Origin of the sequence: Catenovulum agarivorans YM01 (genome assembly GCF_000281085.1) — a bacterium.
GTDB lineage: Bacteria > Pseudomonadota > Gammaproteobacteria > Enterobacterales > Alteromonadaceae > Catenovulum > Catenovulum agarivorans.
Genome location: NZ_JH767524.1, coordinates 272,433 through 290,254, shown reverse-complemented (window position 1 = coordinate 290,254; position 17,822 = coordinate 272,433). Strand labels below are relative to the sequence as shown.

Sequence of the window (17,822 nt, the reverse complement as noted above, 5' to 3'; positions counted from 1 at the left end):
TTAAACTTATAATTTATTCCCTTTTATTAATGATTTTACTGGCGCAAATTGGTAGAATCCGCGCCCTGCTTTTATGAAATGATACAGAATTATGGGTAAAAACGTAGTTGTTCTTGGCACTCAATGGGGTGACGAAGGTAAGGGTAAGGTTGTAGACCTACTCACAGACAAAGCGAGTTATGTTGTTCGATATCAAGGTGGTCACAACGCTGGTCATACTTTAATTATCGATGGTGAAAAAACCGTATTGCATTTAATACCATCAGGTATTTTACGCGACAATGTAACCTGTATTATCGGTAACGGTGTTGTACTTTCACCAGAAGCTCTATTGAAAGAGATGAATGAGCTTAAAGCTCGTGGTGTTAAAGTAGAAGAAAGTTTGAAGATCAGCGAAGCTTGTCCGTTAATTCTGCCATATCATGTAGCGCTTGATCAGGCGCGTGAAGCTGCACGTGGTAACAACAAAATTGGTACAACAGGTCGTGGTATTGGCCCTGCGTACGAAGATAAAGTTGCGCGTCGTGGTTTACGTGTTGGCGATTTATTCTGCCCTGAGCAGTTCGCGAGCAAATTAAAAGAAGTGATGGAATATCACAACTTTGCGTTAGTTAACTACTACAAAGCAGAAGCTGTTTCATACGATGACGTATTAGCAGCGGCTATGCAATATCGTGAAGTATTAACTTCAATGGTAGTTGATGTAACTGAAGTATTAGATCAAGCTCGTAAAAACGGCGAATCAATTTTATTTGAAGGTGCTCAAGGCACTTTATTAGACATTGACCATGGTACATACCCATTTGTAACTTCTTCTAATACTACAGTTGGTGGTGTTGCAACTGGTTGTGGTTTTGGTCCTTGTTACTTAGATTACGTATTAGGCATTGTTAAAGCTTACACTACACGTGTAGGTTCAGGCCCGTTCCCAACAGAACTTGATTGTGAAGTTGGTCAACACTTAGGTGTTAAAGGTCATGAGTTTGGTGCAACTACAGGTCGTAAACGTCGTACTGGTTGGTTTGATGCAGTGGCGATGCGCCGCGCAGTGCAAATTAACTCTATCACTGGTTTCTGTATGACCAAGTTAGATGTATTAGACGGCCTTAAAGAAATTAAAATTTGTGTTGGTTACCAAGACGCAAATGGTAACGTAAGCAATGTTCCACCTATGGCTGCAGAAGGCTACGAAAAAGTAACGCCTGTATACGAAACTATGCCAGGTTGGGACGACAATACTTATGGTGTAACAGAGTTCGACAAGTTGCCACAAGCAGCGCGTAACTACATCAAACGTATTGAAGAGATTTTAGAAGTACCAATTCATATTGTTTCTACCGGTCCTGACCGCAACGAAACTATGATTTTGCAAAACCCATTTGCATAAATAGTACATAGCTAAAAGCAGCATTTTAAAAACCGGCCTAGGCCGGTTTTTTCGTTTGTACTGCTTAAAAGTTCATAATTGGCCAAGGTTTCACCGGAAATGTGTCTTTAATCATTAAAATTGTTTTTGTGTAGTGATTATTAATCAACCAGAACTTTGGATAGCTAGACTGGAATGGAGGCGCGGTCTTATGACTAAAAAATATAGAACAACGTTGCTTAGAATTGTTGCTGGATTATGCGTAATTATACTTGCTTTGGCTTACTACAAGCATAGCTCGGATCTCAAGCAAGGGTTAGCGCACAAGCGGTTAACTCATCCACAGATAAACGATTTTTACCACACTGACTTTTCATTGTTGCAACCTATCTATTGGCCAGAAGAGTTACTAGATGACCATTATAAATATGGTTTGCTTAAAGTTGAGGCAGTCACCCCTAAAAACATTGGTGTTGTCCGCAGTCGTTACACTTATTCAACTCAGCGGCATATTATTAAAGCGATTCGTGGTGATAAGTTAATTTTGGAACAGTACTTTTCGTCACAAATGCTCTGGCTACCAAGAACTGAACTTGCTAAGTATTTTCAGCAACAACTGCTTTATACCATAGATAGACCAATTGATAATCGACATTTATATGGCGGCATTGTTGTTTTACCCAAAGGCTCTAAACGCAAGCAGCGCCAGCAACAAAATGCGCAGAAACTCAATGCACTAGCGGTTGACTACTACCGTGGTGAAGGTGGTGTACAAGATTTCGAAAAAGCTTTTGAGTTATTCACTAAAGCTGCTGAGATGGGCCATAGTTTTGCGCAAGTGAATCTGGCTGAGATGTATCGAGACGGTGAGGGGATAGATCAAAACTTGGATAAAGCACAATATTGGTTTGAAATGGCCGCCAACCAAGGAAATCAGACAGCAAAACAATCTTTGAAAAAACTACATAACTAATGAGAGAATACTTGCAGGAAAAATAGTCTCCCGTTATGGCTTTCAGCTTGGAGTTCATTCGAGCTAGATTTTTTTAAATTAGCCGTCTTTTAGAATTTGACTCAGAGAGTACTAAAGCGATAATTTAGAGCAAAATTTCTTTTTCATGGATGAAAAAGCGAAGCGTACAGGGATTGTATTCACAGCGGTTTTGCGAAAATTATGCTTTAGTGCTCTTGGTTGCATGAAACTCTAGTGTTGAATTTTAGGCATGATTGCTCATCTATCGAAGTGGAAAAAACAAATGGTTGTTTACGCAGGTAAAAAACGTTCTGGCAAATTTAATGTTGCATCGGCACAACACATTCTGACCCGTAATCCAGACAAAATTGCCGAAATACAAAAGCAGTTAGACAAAGGTGTCGACTTTGGCCGCTTAGCGCGCCAGTACTCAAATTGTCCAAGTGGCAAAAAAGGTGGTGACTTAGGCGAGTTTCGTCGTGGAACTATGGTTGCAGCCTTTGACGCGGCCGTTTTTGCAGCAAAACCGGGAGAAGTTGTAGGACCGGTTAAAACCAAATTTGGTTATCATTTAATTAAAGTTCATTACCTAAAAAACTAACTCAAAGTTAAGCTCAATCTAGCTGCTAGCCTACGCGATAAATTGCTTGTCAAATAACCAATTGTCGCGTAAAATCCGCGCCCTCTTATCAGTCAAAATTCACGTTCCTTGCCTCCATAGACAGTTTGACTGAGCTGTTCTCGGGGCTAACTAACCGTAAGGAGCAATTATGCGTCATTACGAAATCGTATTTATGGTTCACCCGGACCAAAGCGAGCAAGTTGCTGGCATGATCGAGCGTTACCAAGGTATCATCGAATCAGCTGGTGGTAAAATTGATCGTTTGGAAGACTGGGGTCGTCGTCAATTAGCTTATCCAATCGAAAAGCTACATAAGGCACACTATGTGTTATTAAATGTTGAAGCGCCTACTGCTGCAATCGAAGAGTTAGAAACGGCTTTCCGTTTTAACGATGCAGTATTACGTAACATCATTATGCGCACAAAAGCCGCTGTAACTGAGCCATCTCCAATGGCTAAGAAAGAAGAAAGCGGTCGTGGTCGTAGCGAAAGAGCTGAAAAGGTTGAAGAAGAAGCCGCTGAATAAGCGTGTTTGATAATCAACTGATTATTGCAGGTCGACTGACGCAAGAGCCAGTTCGTAAAACAAGCCCAGCTGGAATACCGCATTGTTATTTTGTTGTTGAACATAGTTCACAACAGTACGAAGCGGACATGCCACGCAAAGTTTGGTGTCGAATAAAGGTCATTGCCAGCGGACAAGCAATACAGCAACAAACTCAAATTTTACAGTCTGGACATTTGGTAAGAGTAACTGGATTTATCCAAAGGCAAGAAACTGCCAACGGCTTAGCCCAACTTGTACTGCATGCTCAGATGATAGAAAAATTAGATTAGGAGAAAGCCAATGGCTCGTTATTTCAGACGTCGCAAGTTTTGTCGTTTCACGGCAGACGGCGTAAGCGAAATCGATTATAAAGATATCGCTACATTAAAAAACTACATCACTGAAAGTGGCAAAATCGTACCTAGCCGTATCACAGGTACAAGTGCGAAATATCAACGTCAATTAGCGCGTGCAATCAAGCGTGCTCGCTATTTGTCATTGTTGCCATACACTGATTTACACGCTTAATTCCCAAGTTAAAATTTAAAGGTAGCAAGATGGATATCATTCTTCTCGACAAAATTGCAAACTTGGGCACTTTAGGTGATCAAGTTTCTGTAAAAGCTGGTTACGCACGTAACTTCCTTTTCCCACAAGGTAAAGCAGTTCCTGCAACTAAAGCAAACGTTGAACACTTTGAGCAACAACGCGCAGAGTTAGAAGCTAAATTAGCTGACGTTTTAGCTGCAGCTCAAGCTCGTGCTGAGAAAGTAGCTGAACTTGGCTCTGTAACTATCGCTTCTAAAGCGGGTGACGAAGGCAAGTTATTCGGTTCTATCGGTACTCGTGACATTGCTGATGCAATCACCGCTGCTGGTGTTGCAGTTGCAAAATCTGAAGTTAAATTACCTAACGGCACTTTACGTGAAGTTGGTGAATTCGACATCGATTTACAACTACACGCTGACGTAACTACTACTATCAAGCTTGAAGTTATTGCTGAAGCTTAAAGCCTGATAACGTACCCAAAGATTCAAGACCCCAGGAACACCGCTTTGCTGAGCGGTGTTTCTACATCTAGCGTCAGAAAAATTTAATTTGAGCGGCTAGATGTTATAGCATTACATTTGATGCTATGTTATATTGTCACACCTCTTAATTAGGTTGAAGTGTTATGCAATCAGATTTAAATCGCAACAATTGGTTAGACAAGTTAGGTGTTACCGCAACATCTTTGTGCGCTTTGCATTGCATATTTTTACCTGTATTACTGCCGGTTTTACCATTATTAGGTTTAAGTGTTGTTGCTGAAGAAGCGTTCGAGCACTTTGTTTTAGTTGCCTCTATGGTTGTCGGATTCATCGCAATATTCAGTGGTTTTCATCGTTATCACAGAAAACTCTATCCTTTCTATTCACTTGCGCTTGGTGGTTTTGTTTACGCTAGTAAAGATTTATTAGGTGAAACATACGAGCCTGTTATAGTTACAATTGGTGCAGTGTTAATTATCTTTGCACATATTTTGAATATACGCTTGTGTCGCAGTTGTCAGTCTTGCTAACAATTTAGTACAAATAAAAAAACTCACTTTTTTACTCGAATAATCAAATACCTTTGCCTAAACTAAATTACATAGATATGGATTGCTTTATGGTTAATTTAGTTGAGTCAAAACTACAAACATCTTCTTCAAAAGCTTAAAAAGCTGCATTGGCTGTTTTTATTAATCGCTTTTATTTATACCCTTGTTGGGCAAATGTATATTTTTGTTTTAATGGATAAACAAGACGAATATGCATATTACTTGAACCTAGCTGGTCGTCAGCGCATGTTATCCCAGCAAATTCAATCTTACGCATTACAATCGTCATTCCAAACTTTAGCGCAGGCGGACTTGCAAGCATTGTCCGAAGTGCAAACAGCCTTTGACGCCGCACTCAACATACTTATTCAACCTAACTCATTTAACTTGTTTGATCGTCATTATGCGCCGATAGTCGAAAAACTATATTTTGACAGTCGCTCAGGAATTAGTGCGTTAGTACATAGATATTTTAGTTTATTAGAGAAAGTTAAAAATGCCGAAAGCAAGGTTGATTTTTTGCAGTTGAAGCAAGTTCACTCTGAGTTATTGACCAATTTAGAGTTGGCCGTCAGTCTTATCGAGCAGTAAGCGCAAAGTCGCGCTTCTGAAATTAAATTCTCCTTATTAATTTATTTGTTAGGTTTTATGCTGTGTTTGTGGTTGTGCATACGCAAAGGTATTAAACCGTTAGAAAAGAGGGTGCAGTTAGCCTTGCATGGTGGTTATTTAAATAGCGAAACCAATAATAAAGCTTTACAGAAAATTGAGTATGCAAATAGGCTAAAGTCTGAGCTGCTCATTCGTGCTACACAAGCTTTGCGTGGTGGTTTAAACGGTGTGGATGGTATGTTAGCGCTTATTGAGCGTCAGCCTAACGAAGCTAAAATGCTTGTGCAAAAAGCAAAAACTTCGTCTAGCCACATGTTGACTATTATTGACGGCATATCAAATTACGCAGAATTGACCCACAGTAAAGTTAAAGTTGAATTGGCTCCGTTACTTCTAAATGAATTTTTGTCTGAATTACATAATAACTATAGGCAAGTTGCGGAAGCTAAAGATATTCAGTTTAATTTAAGCATTGCGCCTGCTGTACCTACAAAGCTGTACACAGACGAAAAGGTGTTGCGTAATATATTTGAGCCATTAATTGCCAATGCTGTGAATTATACTGAAGTTGGCAGCGTGCAACTGCATTTAGGATATGTTGAAGAAGACAACGAACTTGTTGCACAAATTCATGACAGTGGTATTGGCATAAGCGAAGCTCAGCTTAAGGCAATTAAACAGCACAACATAGTAAAAAAAGGCTTTAAAGCGGCGGATAACAGTATAGGTATTGGCCTACTCATTGTTAATAGAGCGGTAGAGTTACTCAATGCACATATAGAGATTAGTAGCCGTCTGGGGCAAGGTACAAATGTGCACATCACTATCCCTCTAGCGCAAAGGTGTCCTGACTATTTGCCATCAGCTAGTCAGATTCAGATGGTCGGCAAAATGTCTTATGCAGTTATTAGCCAAGATCCGCTATTTATTCATTATTATCAGTCAGTTTTTAGTTGTTTACATGCCAATTTAGCAAGTTATGCCAATGCAGCCGAATTATCTTTACAGGATAATTATTCAGTTGTGTTGGTTGATTCGAGTAATTTTGATGCAGATGCGCAGTTAAGTCAGGTGAAAGGGCAAAAAATACAGTTTAATGCTGGTTTGTATCAAGCAAAATTTCCGTATTTACCTCGATTTGTCAATGTTGAGCAATTGCTACAACATTTAGTTGAAAAAATGCCAATCGCGACCATACGTAATACTTGGCCAGGGAAACGAGTTTTAGTCGCTGAGGACAATGAAATAAACCAAGAAGTCATCACCAGTATGTTAGAAAACTATAATTTGGATGTGCAAGTTGCGGCAAACGGATTAGTCGCAACAGATACGGCTTTTAAAATGAACTTTGATCTTATATTTATGGACATACAAATGCCGATACTTGATGGCATTGAAGCGACACGCAAAATTAGAGAGTCTGGCAGCCAAGTGCCGATAGTTGCATTAACCGCACATACCTACAGAACGGATGAAAAACTCTGTTTTGATGTTGGAATGAATGGCTTTATTAGTAAACCTATTCAGCCGGATAAACTAGCTAAAGTGCTCGCGCGGTTTTTTAATTGACCACAAGTGAAGAGATTAACTAAAAAAATTACAAAATAGCGGCAAAACTAAATGAGTTTGTTTGCTCATGTGACAAGTTTGTGAAAGAATCAAGTGATATAAAAATTAAGAATATGTGAGTAAGATTGTGATTGATGCCGATGGCTATCGTGCCAATATCGGCATAGTAATTTGCAACCGGCAAGGTCAGGTGTTTTGGGCCAGACGCTTCGGTCAACACTCGTGGCAGTTTCCACAAGGCGGTATGGATAAAGGCGAAAGCCCAGAACAAACCATGTATCGCGAACTGTATGAAGAAGTGGGATTGCGCGAACAAGATGTTGAAATTTTGTATTTTACCCGTAATTGGCATAAGTACAGATTACCGAAACGGCTCATTCGTAAAGATTCTAGCCCTGTGTGCATCGGTCAAAAACAAAAGTGGTTTTTGTTAAGGTTAAGATGCCCAGAGAGTGAAGTGAATTTATTACGTTCAACACACCCTGAGTTTGATGAATGGCGTTGGGTCAGTTACTGGTATCCAGTTCGCCAAGTGGTTTCTTTCAAACGCGATGTTTATCGCAAAGTGATGAAAGAGTTTGCACCAATTGCTATGCCAAGTCGTAAACAGCAAAAAGATAATAAAAAACGGAGATTTAATCGCAGATGTTAACAACGCTCAAACGCATTGTTGATGAAGTTAATCGCCAGCCGGTGCTTGAAAAAGCACTGGAGCGCGTTGCACAACTTGCAAAACAAGCAATGCAAACTGAGTGTTGTTCAATTTATCTGGCTGATAATGAAAACCGCCATTATTTATTAATGGCAACCGATGGTTTATCGCCCAACTCTGTTGGTTCAGTCGCCATTGGTTTTGACGAAGGATTAGTTGGTTTAGTTGGCGAAAAAGAAGAGCCAGTAAACGTTGCTAATGCAAGATTCCACCCTAGATTTTTAATCACACCGCAAGTTAAAGAAGACGCCTACAACTCATTTTTGGGTGCGCCTATTATTCATCAGCGCCAAGTTGTTGGGGTTATCAGTGTACAGCATTCCACCCAAAGTTATTTTGACGAGAGCAAAGTGGCCTTTTTGGTTACTTTGGCTGCACAACTTGGTTCTGCAATTGCACATGCAGAAGCACGCGAAGCGTTAGATAGAGCTGAAAATCCTGCGTTAAAATCCCGCGCCCGCTCGCTGAAAGGGGTTGCTGGCTCGTCCGGTATTGCGCTAGGTCATGCGTATGTGATTAAACCTCATGTTAGTTTTGCCGATATTGTGCCACGACGCACGCATAACATTGGTCGCGAAATTGTTCGTTTTAAACAAGCTGTGAAAAAAACCCAGCAAGAGCTGAAAATTTTATCTGGCAAAATGTCATCGATATTACCCAGTGATACCTCGGCTATCTTCGATGTTTACCATTACATGCTCAATGACGATACTTTAGGTGAGCGTGTTCAAGGACAAATTCATAGTGGCTGGAATGCGGCAACCGCACTCAAAATCGTTATTGAAGAATTGTGTAGCGAATTTAGCCAAATGGAAGACAGCTATATTCGTGAGCGTGTCACGGATATCCGAGATATTGGCCAGCGTGTATTGACCAATATTATCAAAAAAGAATTGGCACATAGGCCGCTTCCTGAACAAGTTATTTTAGTCGCCGAAGAAGTGACTGCATCCATGCTAGCGGAAATTCCGCGCGAAAAATTACATGGTATTTGCTCTGTCCGTGGTTCAAATAATTCACATGCAGCGATTTTAGCGCGTGCACTTGGGATACCTGCGATACTAGGTTTAGAAGATTTACCTTTAACCCATTTAGAAGGACGTGAGACCATAATAGATGGTTATAGCGGCCAAGTGTTTTTCAACCCTGATGTTGTGATTTTAAAAGAATATCAAGTATTAATGGTTGAAGAGCAAGAGCTTGATGACTTAGTTCAAAGCATTGCCGATAAACCCGCGCAGACTTTAGATGGCACACAAGTTTCTTTAGCAATTAATACAGGTTTAGCCGCCGATTTTGAAGTAGTGCGTGGCATAGATGCTGACGGTATAGGGTTATACCGCACGGAAATTCCGTTTATGGTGCGCAATTGTTTCCCGTCAGAATCTGAACAGTGCGCGCTTTACCAAAAAGCTCTAGATGCTTATCCGGGCAAACCAATTAACATGCGGACATTGGATGTTGGTGGCGATAAACCTTTACCTTATTTCCCAATTAAAGAAGATAATCCATTTTTAGGTTGGCGCGGCATTCGTATGACGCTAGATCACCCTGAAATATTGCTTGTGCAAGTTAGGGCTATGCTTAAAGCCAATATTGGTCGTGGCAATTTACAAATATTATTGCCTATGATCACCTCAGTGCAAGAAGTGGATGAATGTTTACGTTTAATAAAACAAGCACATTCAGAACTAGAAGAAGAGTTACAACAAAGTTTAGCTAAACCCAAAGTGGGTGTGATGTTAGAAGTACCAGCTGCTATTTACCAAATAGGTTTATTGTCGGAAAAAGTAGATTTCTTCTCTGTCGGTAGTAACGATTTAACCCAATATTTATTAGCCGTTGATAGAAATAATGCGCGAGTTGCTAATCTATACACTTATTATCACCCTGGTGTATTGGAAGCACTAAAGTTTATTGCTGCGCAATGTAATAAATTCAAAACGCCCGTTAGTGTATGTGGCGAAATGGCTGGTGAACCTGTAGGTTTGCTTATTTTAATGTCATTAGGTTATCGTCAGTTTAGTATGAGTGCACAAAATTTATTAAAAGCTAAATGGATTTTGCGCCATATTAGCCTGTCAGATATTCAAGATTTACAGCATAAAATCGCCTTTTTAACCGATCCTCAAGCCATCAAGCGAGTTGTCAGCGAAAAATTAGATCAACTTGGCTTAGGTGGTTTCATCCGCGCCGGTAAATAGTCATAATGAGCAAAAAATAGTGCGCGTGGAGTTTTAACTAATGGAGTTCATGTTTGCGGCCATATTTCTGGTGACGGGCGTAATAGCCGGGATCTTGGCTGGTTTTTTAGGTATTGGCGGTGGTTTAGTTGTCGTACCTTTATTATCTGTTGTATTGCCTTGGGTTGGTATTCAAGCTGATAAAGTTATGGTTATCGCTGTTGGTACTTCGTTAGCAACTATTGTGTTTACCGCTATCTCTTCAACTTATTCCCATCGAAAAAACAATAATGTGGTTTGGCCTGCGGTATTTAGTTTGTTTCCGGGTTTAATGTTTGGCGCTATGTTAGGGGCAACACTTGGCTCACAAATGGACAATTCAGGTCTTTCTGTCATCTTTGGGGTATTTTGCGCCGCGTTAGCTATTTATGTCACCTTTGGTAAGCGTTATGTTAGGCCGGTTGCTGATTATGGTCATAGCCGTTCTTGGTTGTCATTAATTGGTTTTATTACTGGGTTAATCTCAAGTTTGGTCGGAATTGGTGGTGGCACTATGTTAGGGCCAGCACTTATTTGGCTTGGTTTAGAAGCTCGCCGAGCTGTGGGAACTTCTGCAACTTGTGGCTTACTAATAGCTGTATTTGGTTCGTTTAGTTACATTATTGCCGGTGCAAACGAAACAGATATGCCACCTTACACTATTGGTTATATTTATTTACCAGCATTTTTTGGCATTATTGCAACTTCGGTTGTTTTTGCGCCTTTAGGGGCAAAAATGGCGACCTTTTTTTCCGAGCGAGTTATTCGCAGTTGTTTAGGGCTCGCGTTAACAGCGTCTGCTATCAAGATGTTTGTTAGTTTTTAATTTATTTGGAGTAACACAGTGCAAGAATTTTTGCAGTTTCCACAAATTGATCCTGTGATCATAGAAATTGGCCCATTGGCACTTCGTTGGTATGGTCTTATGTATTTAATTGGCTTCGTTGGTGCTATGTATTTAGCCAATAAACGTGTCAATGACCCAGACTGTTTTTGGAGCAAAGAGCAACTGAGTGATTTACTCTTTTATGGTTTTATTGGGGTGATTTTGGGTGGTCGTATTGGATATGTGTTTTTCTACCAATTTGAAACTTTTTTGGCTGATCCAGCGTATCTCTTTAAAATATGGACTGGTGGCATGTCGTTCCACGGCGGCTTTTTAGGTGTGATTGCCGCTATGTTTTGGTTTGCGCATAAAAGTGGTACTAAATTTGTGCAGGTGGCCGATTTTATCGCGCCTATGGTGCCAATTGGTTTAGGCGCAGGCCGTATTGGTAACTTCATCAATGCTGAACTTTGGGGTAGACAAACCGATGTGCCTTGGGCGATTGTATTTCCAAATGCTGGTGGTGTTGCTCGTCATCCATCGCAGTTATACGAATTTTTCTTAGAAGGTTTGGTGTTATTTATTTTGGTAAACCTATATCGCAAAATGTCGCCGCCGGCTGGCGCAGTTGCGGGTTTATTCTCATTAGGTTACGGATCTTTCCGTTTTATCATAGAATATTTCCGTGAGCCGGACGCACACTTGCAAGACTTTATGGGTGGATGGATAACCATGGGTCAGTTATTATCAATGCCAATGATAATTGCCGGATTAGCTTTGATTATTTGGAGCTATCATAAACAGAATTCACAACAGCAGGTAAAACAAGCATGAAACAGTATTTAGACCTAATGCAGCATGTATTAGATACAGGCACAACTAAAGCAGACAGAACTGGCACAGGCACTATCAGCGTGTTCGGTTATCAAATGCGTTTTAACCTAGCTGAAGGTTTTCCGCTTGTGACCACGAAAAAGTGTCATTTACGCTCTATCATTCATGAATTATTGTGGTTTATTGATGGTGATACCAACATTAAATATTTAAACGACAATGGGGTAAAAATTTGGGATGATTGGGCAACAGCAGAAGGTGAACTAGGTCCAGTATATGGCGCGCAATGGCGCAGTTGGCCAACAGCTGATGGTGGTAGCATAGATCAGTTAGCCGAATTAATTGAACAAATTAAAAATAACCCAGATTCGCGTCGTTTAATTATCAGCGCATGGAATCCAGCAGTATTACCTGATGCTGGGGTTAAACCAGATGAAAACGCCGCTAACGGCAAACAAGCTTTACCACCTTGCCATACACTATTTCAATTTTATGTGGCTGATGGCAAGTTGAGCTGCCAGTTGTATCAACGCAGTGCAGACATTTTCCTCGGTGTTCCATTCAATATTGCCAGCTATGCTCTGTTTACTATGATGATAGCGCAAGTGTGTGATTTAGGTTTAGGTGATTTTGTGCATACTTTGGGTGATGCTCATTTATATTTAAATCATTTAGAGCAAACTAAATTACAACTAAGTCGCGAGCCAAGAGCTTTGCCAAAAATGAAAATTAACCCTGAAGTTAAGTCTATTTTTGACTTCAAGTTTGAAGACTTTGAGTTGGTTGGTTACGACCCACATCCACACATTAAAGCGCCGATTTCAGTTTAGCTTAGTGGATTAAAACCTTGTGCTATGCTTATAGTTAACACTTTGGCTATAAGCTATAGCTCAGGACGATTGCAGGATAAGGATAGTATGAAAAAATCTGTTTATGTTTATTTACTTATAGGGTTATTTAGCGTTTTTTTCGCCAGAGCATCACAAGCAACTGCCGAACAGACAATTGCTCGGTTAGCACCAGCTTTATCTGAACAAGTTTCTATTAAACAAGCCGCTCCCTCTGCCGAAGTTTTGTACTCTATTAGCCAAACCAAGTTACAAGCGGATGGCCATTGGCAACGTACTTCATACTATTCAATTCGGATTAATGACCTAGCCGCTGCACGCGATTATGGCCGTATTGTTATTCCATTTAATCATTATTATTCAGACATGAATTTAGATTTTGCCAATAGTTTATCGCCGCAAGGTAAACTGAACCCATTGGCTGAAGATGCATTGCAACGCCGTGTCACAGGTGGTGGGCAAGATTTTTATTCAGATAGCAGCGAGTTGGTTTTTTCTCTACCTGAGGTACATGCAGGCAGCGTGATTGAATTTCAATATACGCAAAAAAGCCGCAATTTAGCTTTTGCTGAGTTATACAATGAGCGTTCTACGCCGTTTTGGTTTCAAGAAAAAGTCGCAAAAGATAGTTGGCGCGCTGACTATGTGCATAACTATCAATTTAGTTTTACTACGCTGGCCGACAAAACTATTTATCACAAATCATTTCAGAACCATCCTGAACAGTCTGTTGATCAGCAAACTGGTGAATGGTTAACTCGCACTTGGCAGATGAGCAAGGTGCCAGAAATTGTTGTAGAGCGCCGTATGCCAAGAGGGCATAAAGTCCGTCCTGAAATGATGATTTCCACCCAAAAAGATTGGACTGTAGTTGATGAATGGACTTGGAACAAGGTTGCAGACAAACTACCAGCAAGTATTAATGTTAAAGCTGCAGTGGCTGAATTAGCCTTAGGGCAAGGCGCAAATTATCAGCAAAAAGTACAAGCTGTTTATCAACATTTACAAGATAAAGTCAGATACGTTTTTGCCCACTTAGGTCGAGGTGGTTACGATCCTCATTACCCAGATGAAGTGATAAAAGCAGGCTATGGTGACTGTAAAGACCAAACTGTTTTGGCTGTAGCTATGTTACGTGAATTGGGCATAGAAAGTTATCCTGCGTTGGTTGAAACGCCGAGAAATGGCGACAGTGATACTGAGTTAGTCAGATTGATATTTGACCACATGATAGTTTACATTCCAGCACAAGATGGTCATAAAGAATTATGGTTAGATACAACCGGCGATAGAGGATTATTTCCGGGTATGTCCAACTTTATGGTTGGGCAAAACGCATTAATTGTTAATGGCCAAGGTGGTCGTTTATTGGATATAGGCGAAGATGGTTTTGCGGAAAACTTAGCTACTTTGAATATGGTTTACCAACTTGATAAACAAGGTGCGAGCCAAGCGCAAGTTGATATTGAACTTTCAGGGATGTTTGAGCAACATATTCGCAGTTGGTATAAACATAGTTCTGAACAAAATGCTGCGACACAACAGTTTTTTAAAGGTTTATACAGCCAAGGGTTAGAGTTTGATTTAGATGGTAAAGTATTAAACACCGAAGCCTTATTTACGCCAGTGACCTTATCTGCCAAATTCAACTTTGATAAACAAGATGATCCAAATCCAATTCATGGCGCCAATTTAAACCAATTGTTAGGTATGTTTGCCGATTTTAATAATTTACCTATACCAGAAGAACGGGTGAATCCGTACATAGATAAATATGCCTACACACTTAAGTTGAATGCCAAATTTATTGGGGGCGCGGAAAAAGTTGCGAGTTTGGTGCAATCAAGCCCATCTATGCAAAATGCCTATTTTGACCTAATTCAAACGGGTGAAAAACAAGGTGACGATTATGTGGTTTCAATTGAATTTACCCATAAAGACATCAATATCAATGCACAACAATACCAAGACTATTATGCCAAAGTACAACAAATGTCGCGTTTGGATGCTTGGTTAGTCAGTTTACGCACCGAGCCGAATAAAGTGCAGCAAATTGTTAAACAACAAACCAAAGATCAGTTTGGCAGCGACAGTGTGCAAATCTATCTAGTTGAAGCACGTAAATTATTGCAGCAAGGTAAATTTAGTGACGCGATTGTACCTGCGAAAAAAGCGGTTGATTTAGACAATAACAATGGTGAAGCTTGGTATGTGCTGGCAACGGCGCAAGGGTTTGCTACACAAATCGAAGCGTCGAAACAGTCGTTTGCTAAAGCGGCAGAACTTGGTTATCAGCCTTAATAACAGCCAAAATTAATAGGAAATTCTTTATGGTAAGATTGATAATTCAAGGGCTGTTATTAACTGCTTTAGTTGCTTGTGGTACAACCTCTAACAGCAATAAATTCGCTAGCAATAAACAAACTAATTTAGCTGGATCTGAGTTATTTTCCCAAGGTTATAACTTGTATCAGGCTTGGTTAATTGACCAACAAGATATCAGCAGTTTGCAGCAAGCTGAGGTTTATCTAGCGAATTTATATCAGCGTGAGCCAAACAATGTGCGTGCACAATTTTATTACTACCGAGTTTTAATTAGTCTTGCTTTGGTAAACAAAGCGACAGATTTGACTCAAGTAGAAAAGTTATTCAAGCAACTGGATAAATCTTTATACAACGAATTAATCTCACCTGCGTATCTTAAGTTTTTAATCGCCCAAGAAACCCAAGCAAAAGCACAAGCGAATCAACCGGCTTATTTACAAAAGCTTGAAAACTTGTTGTATCAATCAATGCAACAAAACCCATATTCTGCAATGAACTGGAAAGCTTTGTCGGAAGTTAAAGTTAAACGAGGTGAACACGAGCTTGCGATTGCTGCCGCTGCGATAGCACAAAATATGGAACCAAACTTGGCTGAATTTGCGTATCAATTGGCCGAAGCTTATAACCAAAAAGCCGAGTCGTTAGGTTGTGTTTATGATAATGCTGAGTTTATTCAGCAATCAGCTGGTCATTTAGCCAAAGCCAGTGCATTAGAGCCAGAAAACCCTGGCTATAAACAATATTCGGCCGTGCAATATCAAAGACTAGGTTTATTGCCTTTGTCTGCTCATTTAGCCAATCAAGTTCAGCAGAGCAGTCCGAGTTATTGGAGTACCTTGTTATTAGCCGAAAACAGTATTTTGTCGGATAACGCCCAACAAACAATTGAATTGGGTGAAACTATGCAATTGGAATATTCCAATGTATTAGGGTTAAAAATGCAGTTTATTGGTGCTGTGATGGCGAACGATCAGCCATTGATGAAGTCGATTGCTGAAGAAATGTCGAAAATTGTTCAGCCACAAGCGCTAGATATTTTTACCACCTTGATGGTGGATTATGTTTTAGAGTTAACCGGTAATTTTGACTACAGCAAAACGGTTTATCCTGACAATAAACGTATATTGTCTTATGTAGAGTATCCAACCGAATTAAGAGAGCACAGAATTCTTAACGAGGTTGCCGATTCTTGTTCTCAAAGTGATTTAAATTATTTAGTTGCGATTAATGCGTTGATTAAAAAAGACTACAACAAAAGCATTAAATATTTACGCCAAACCGAACAGTCTAAAGCTTATCGACAAACCTCATATCTATGGGCTAAAGCCTTAGCTCAACACCCAAAAATACAAGAAGTAAAAGTTAGCTGGCAACAAAAGTTACAGTTGGCTGAAGCGGGTGACAAACAAGCTCAGCTCGAAGTTGCAAAAGAATACCTCAACGGCGATGTACTCGAACGAAATGAACAGCAAGCGCTGATATTTGCCAACAAAGCTGCAGCGCAAAAGGTAATTGATGCATATGTGTTATTGGCGGATATCTACTTAAAAGGATTAGGTGTTGAAGCGGATTTAGCTATCGCAAACACTTGGTTAAAAAAAGCTGGTGAGCATCCACGCGCTTTGTTCTTAGCTGCAGAGCAAGTGTTAGATGAGAATAGTGAATCGTATGCCCAGCAAAGGGTGGAGCTCATCACCAAAGCGGCTGAATTGGAATATGCGCCTGCTATGCATGAACTAGGTAAACTTTATTATTATGGTGAATTGTTAAACCAAGATTTACCTTCATCAATTTACTGGTTTGGCCGGGCAGCGGAAGCAGGGTATAGCGATGCTCATTACTTTTATGGTATGGGCTTATTTTATGGCGAAGGGGCAACTAAAGATGAAGTTAGAGGGATAAAACACGTTTTTACCGCTGCGCACAAACGCCATGCTTTAGCACAAAGTTTTTTAGGCATTTATTACCATTTTATTAGCTCGCCGGTTGATTACCAAGAAGCCGCATACTGGTATAGCCAAGCCGCAGTGCAAGGTGTTCCTATTGCGCTGAACAACTTAGGTGATTTATACGAAAATGGTCAAGGTGTTAAAAAAGACTATCAGCGCGCATTAGAGCTATATGAAGCTTCAGTCAAAGCGGGTGGTTTTTATGGTTATATTAGTTTGGCGCAAGTCTATCGCCGAGGTTTAGGGGTAGAAGTAAATGAACAAAAAGCCTTGGATTATTTATATACAGCAGTGAAAGCGCAAGAGGCTGATGCTCAATATGAACTAGCACTTTGGTATGCCAGAGGCATAGTGGTGAAAGCATCTGAGTTAGATGCGTTAGCCTGGATGACAATTGCCAAAAACAATGGTTATGAAATGTCTGAAGCCCAGTTAGATGAATTTACTCAATTATCGAAAAAATTAGATCAAAAACTAGTCGAAAACAAAGTAGCTAGCTTGCAAGATTGGTTAGCTCAACAAAGTTAAAACAACCAATATTGTTTTTTGACTTTTTTTAATAAAAACCATCCAACACAGTGCTGCGACTGGCGGCACTGTACCTGCACAAAAGTTAACTTGTTATTGTCTTGGCAAATTTTCTTGACTACACCATGACAAGTTTTATTCATAATACAATCAACACTGACATAGTCGCCTGCTTTTAGTTGCCAATTAAAATATACAGGTACAGTTAAACACATAGATTTGTCTGGATTAACTGAATTGTGATTTGAGAAAAAGTTTAATCTGAGCATTTTGATATAACCGACCAAGTTAGATTGATCCCATGTCT

The 17,822-nt window shown here is 40.0% G+C and carries 18 protein-coding genes; 17 read left to right on the top strand and 1 reads right to left on the bottom strand.

What is annotated here, in order from left to right:
• Positions 1-91: 91 nt before the first annotated feature.
• From WSC_RS0107340 to WSC_RS0107260, 17 genes are all read left to right on the top strand, one after another.
• A complete protein-coding gene (locus WSC_RS0107340; protein WP_016955272.1) occupies positions 92-1,387 on the top strand; it encodes an adenylosuccinate synthase in 1,296 nt (431 codons plus the stop codon).
• Positions 1,388-1,577: 190 nt separating this feature from the next.
• Positions 1,578-2,339 (top strand): tetratricopeptide repeat protein, encoded by a 762-nt coding sequence (locus tag WSC_RS0107335; protein WP_016955271.1) that lies wholly within the window; start codon positions 1,578-1,580, stop codon positions 2,337-2,339.
• 283 nt (positions 2,340-2,622) lie between these two features.
• Positions 2,623-2,940 carry a peptidylprolyl isomerase gene (locus WSC_RS0107330; RefSeq protein ID WP_016955270.1) on the top strand — a complete coding sequence of 106 codons (318 nt, stop codon included), beginning with the start codon at positions 2,623-2,625 and terminating at the stop codon, positions 2,938-2,940.
• 169 nt (positions 2,941-3,109) lie between these two features.
• Complete coding sequence (rpsF, locus tag WSC_RS0107325; protein WP_016955269.1) at positions 3,110-3,487, top strand: 30S ribosomal protein S6; 378 nt, start codon at positions 3,110-3,112, stop codon at positions 3,485-3,487.
• Positions 3,488-3,489: 2 nt separating this feature from the next.
• Entirely contained in the window at positions 3,490-3,798 is a 309-nt protein-coding gene (gene priB, locus WSC_RS0107320) for a primosomal replication protein N (protein WP_016955268.1), read from the top strand.
• Positions 3,799-3,808: 10 nt separating this feature from the next.
• Positions 3,809-4,036: a 30S ribosomal protein S18 gene (gene rpsR, locus WSC_RS0107315; RefSeq protein WP_016955267.1), complete on the top strand. Its 228-nt coding sequence runs from the start codon at positions 3,809-3,811 to the stop codon at positions 4,034-4,036.
• A gap of 29 nt (positions 4,037-4,065) precedes the next feature.
• The gene (gene rplI / locus WSC_RS0107310; protein ID WP_016955266.1) at positions 4,066-4,518 is read left to right on the top strand and encodes a 50S ribosomal protein L9; all 453 of its coding nucleotides are present in this window, start codon (positions 4,066-4,068) and stop codon (positions 4,516-4,518) included.
• A 164-nt stretch (positions 4,519-4,682) separates the two neighbouring features.
• Entirely contained in the window at positions 4,683-5,069 is a 387-nt protein-coding gene (locus WSC_RS0107305; protein WP_016955265.1) for a MerC domain-containing protein, read from the top strand.
• 102 nt (positions 5,070-5,171) lie between these two features.
• Positions 5,172-5,681 (top strand): type IV pili methyl-accepting chemotaxis transducer N-terminal domain-containing protein, encoded by a 510-nt coding sequence (locus WSC_RS0107300; protein WP_016955264.1) that lies wholly within the window; start codon positions 5,172-5,174, stop codon positions 5,679-5,681.
• 57 nt (positions 5,682-5,738) lie between these two features.
• On the top strand, positions 5,739-7,271 hold the full coding sequence (locus WSC_RS0107295; RefSeq protein WP_016955263.1) for a response regulator: 1,533 nt from the start codon (positions 5,739-5,741) through the stop codon (positions 7,269-7,271).
• 127 nt (positions 7,272-7,398) lie between these two features.
• Complete coding sequence (rppH, locus tag WSC_RS0107290; protein ID WP_016955262.1) at positions 7,399-7,923, top strand: RNA pyrophosphohydrolase; 525 nt, start codon at positions 7,399-7,401, stop codon at positions 7,921-7,923.
• Positions 7,917-10,187 carry a phosphoenolpyruvate--protein phosphotransferase gene (gene ptsP, locus WSC_RS0107285; protein ID WP_016955261.1) on the top strand — a complete coding sequence of 757 codons (2,271 nt, stop codon included), beginning with the start codon at positions 7,917-7,919 and terminating at the stop codon, positions 10,185-10,187. Before rppH ends, ptsP begins: the two co-directional genes overlap by 7 nt.
• Positions 10,188-10,227: 40 nt before the next feature.
• Positions 10,228-11,031, top strand: a complete 804-nt coding sequence (locus WSC_RS0107280; RefSeq protein WP_016955260.1) for a sulfite exporter TauE/SafE family protein — start codon at positions 10,228-10,230, stop codon at positions 11,029-11,031.
• Between the two features lie 18 nt (positions 11,032-11,049).
• On the top strand, positions 11,050-11,865 hold the full coding sequence (gene lgt, locus WSC_RS0107275) for a prolipoprotein diacylglyceryl transferase (protein WP_016955259.1): 816 nt from the start codon (positions 11,050-11,052) through the stop codon (positions 11,863-11,865).
• Complete coding sequence (locus tag WSC_RS0107270; protein WP_016955258.1) at positions 11,862-12,695, top strand: thymidylate synthase; 834 nt, start codon at positions 11,862-11,864, stop codon at positions 12,693-12,695. The genes lgt and WSC_RS0107270 overlap by 4 nt, the downstream gene beginning before the upstream one ends.
• Before the next feature lie 87 nt (positions 12,696-12,782).
• On the top strand, positions 12,783-15,014 hold the full coding sequence (locus WSC_RS0107265; RefSeq protein ID WP_016955257.1) for a DUF3857 domain-containing transglutaminase family protein: 2,232 nt from the start codon (positions 12,783-12,785) through the stop codon (positions 15,012-15,014).
• Between the two features lie 29 nt (positions 15,015-15,043).
• Positions 15,044-17,515, top strand: a complete 2,472-nt coding sequence (locus tag WSC_RS0107260) for a tetratricopeptide repeat protein (RefSeq protein ID WP_016955256.1) — start codon at positions 15,044-15,046, stop codon at positions 17,513-17,515.
• On the opposite strand, the gene WSC_RS22125 is transcribed toward WSC_RS0107260, so the two are convergent.
• On the bottom strand, positions 17,512-17,822 hold a 311-nt coding region (locus WSC_RS22125), incomplete at its 5' end, for a hypothetical protein (RefSeq protein ID WP_040394052.1). The genes WSC_RS0107260 and WSC_RS22125 overlap by 4 nt on opposite strands.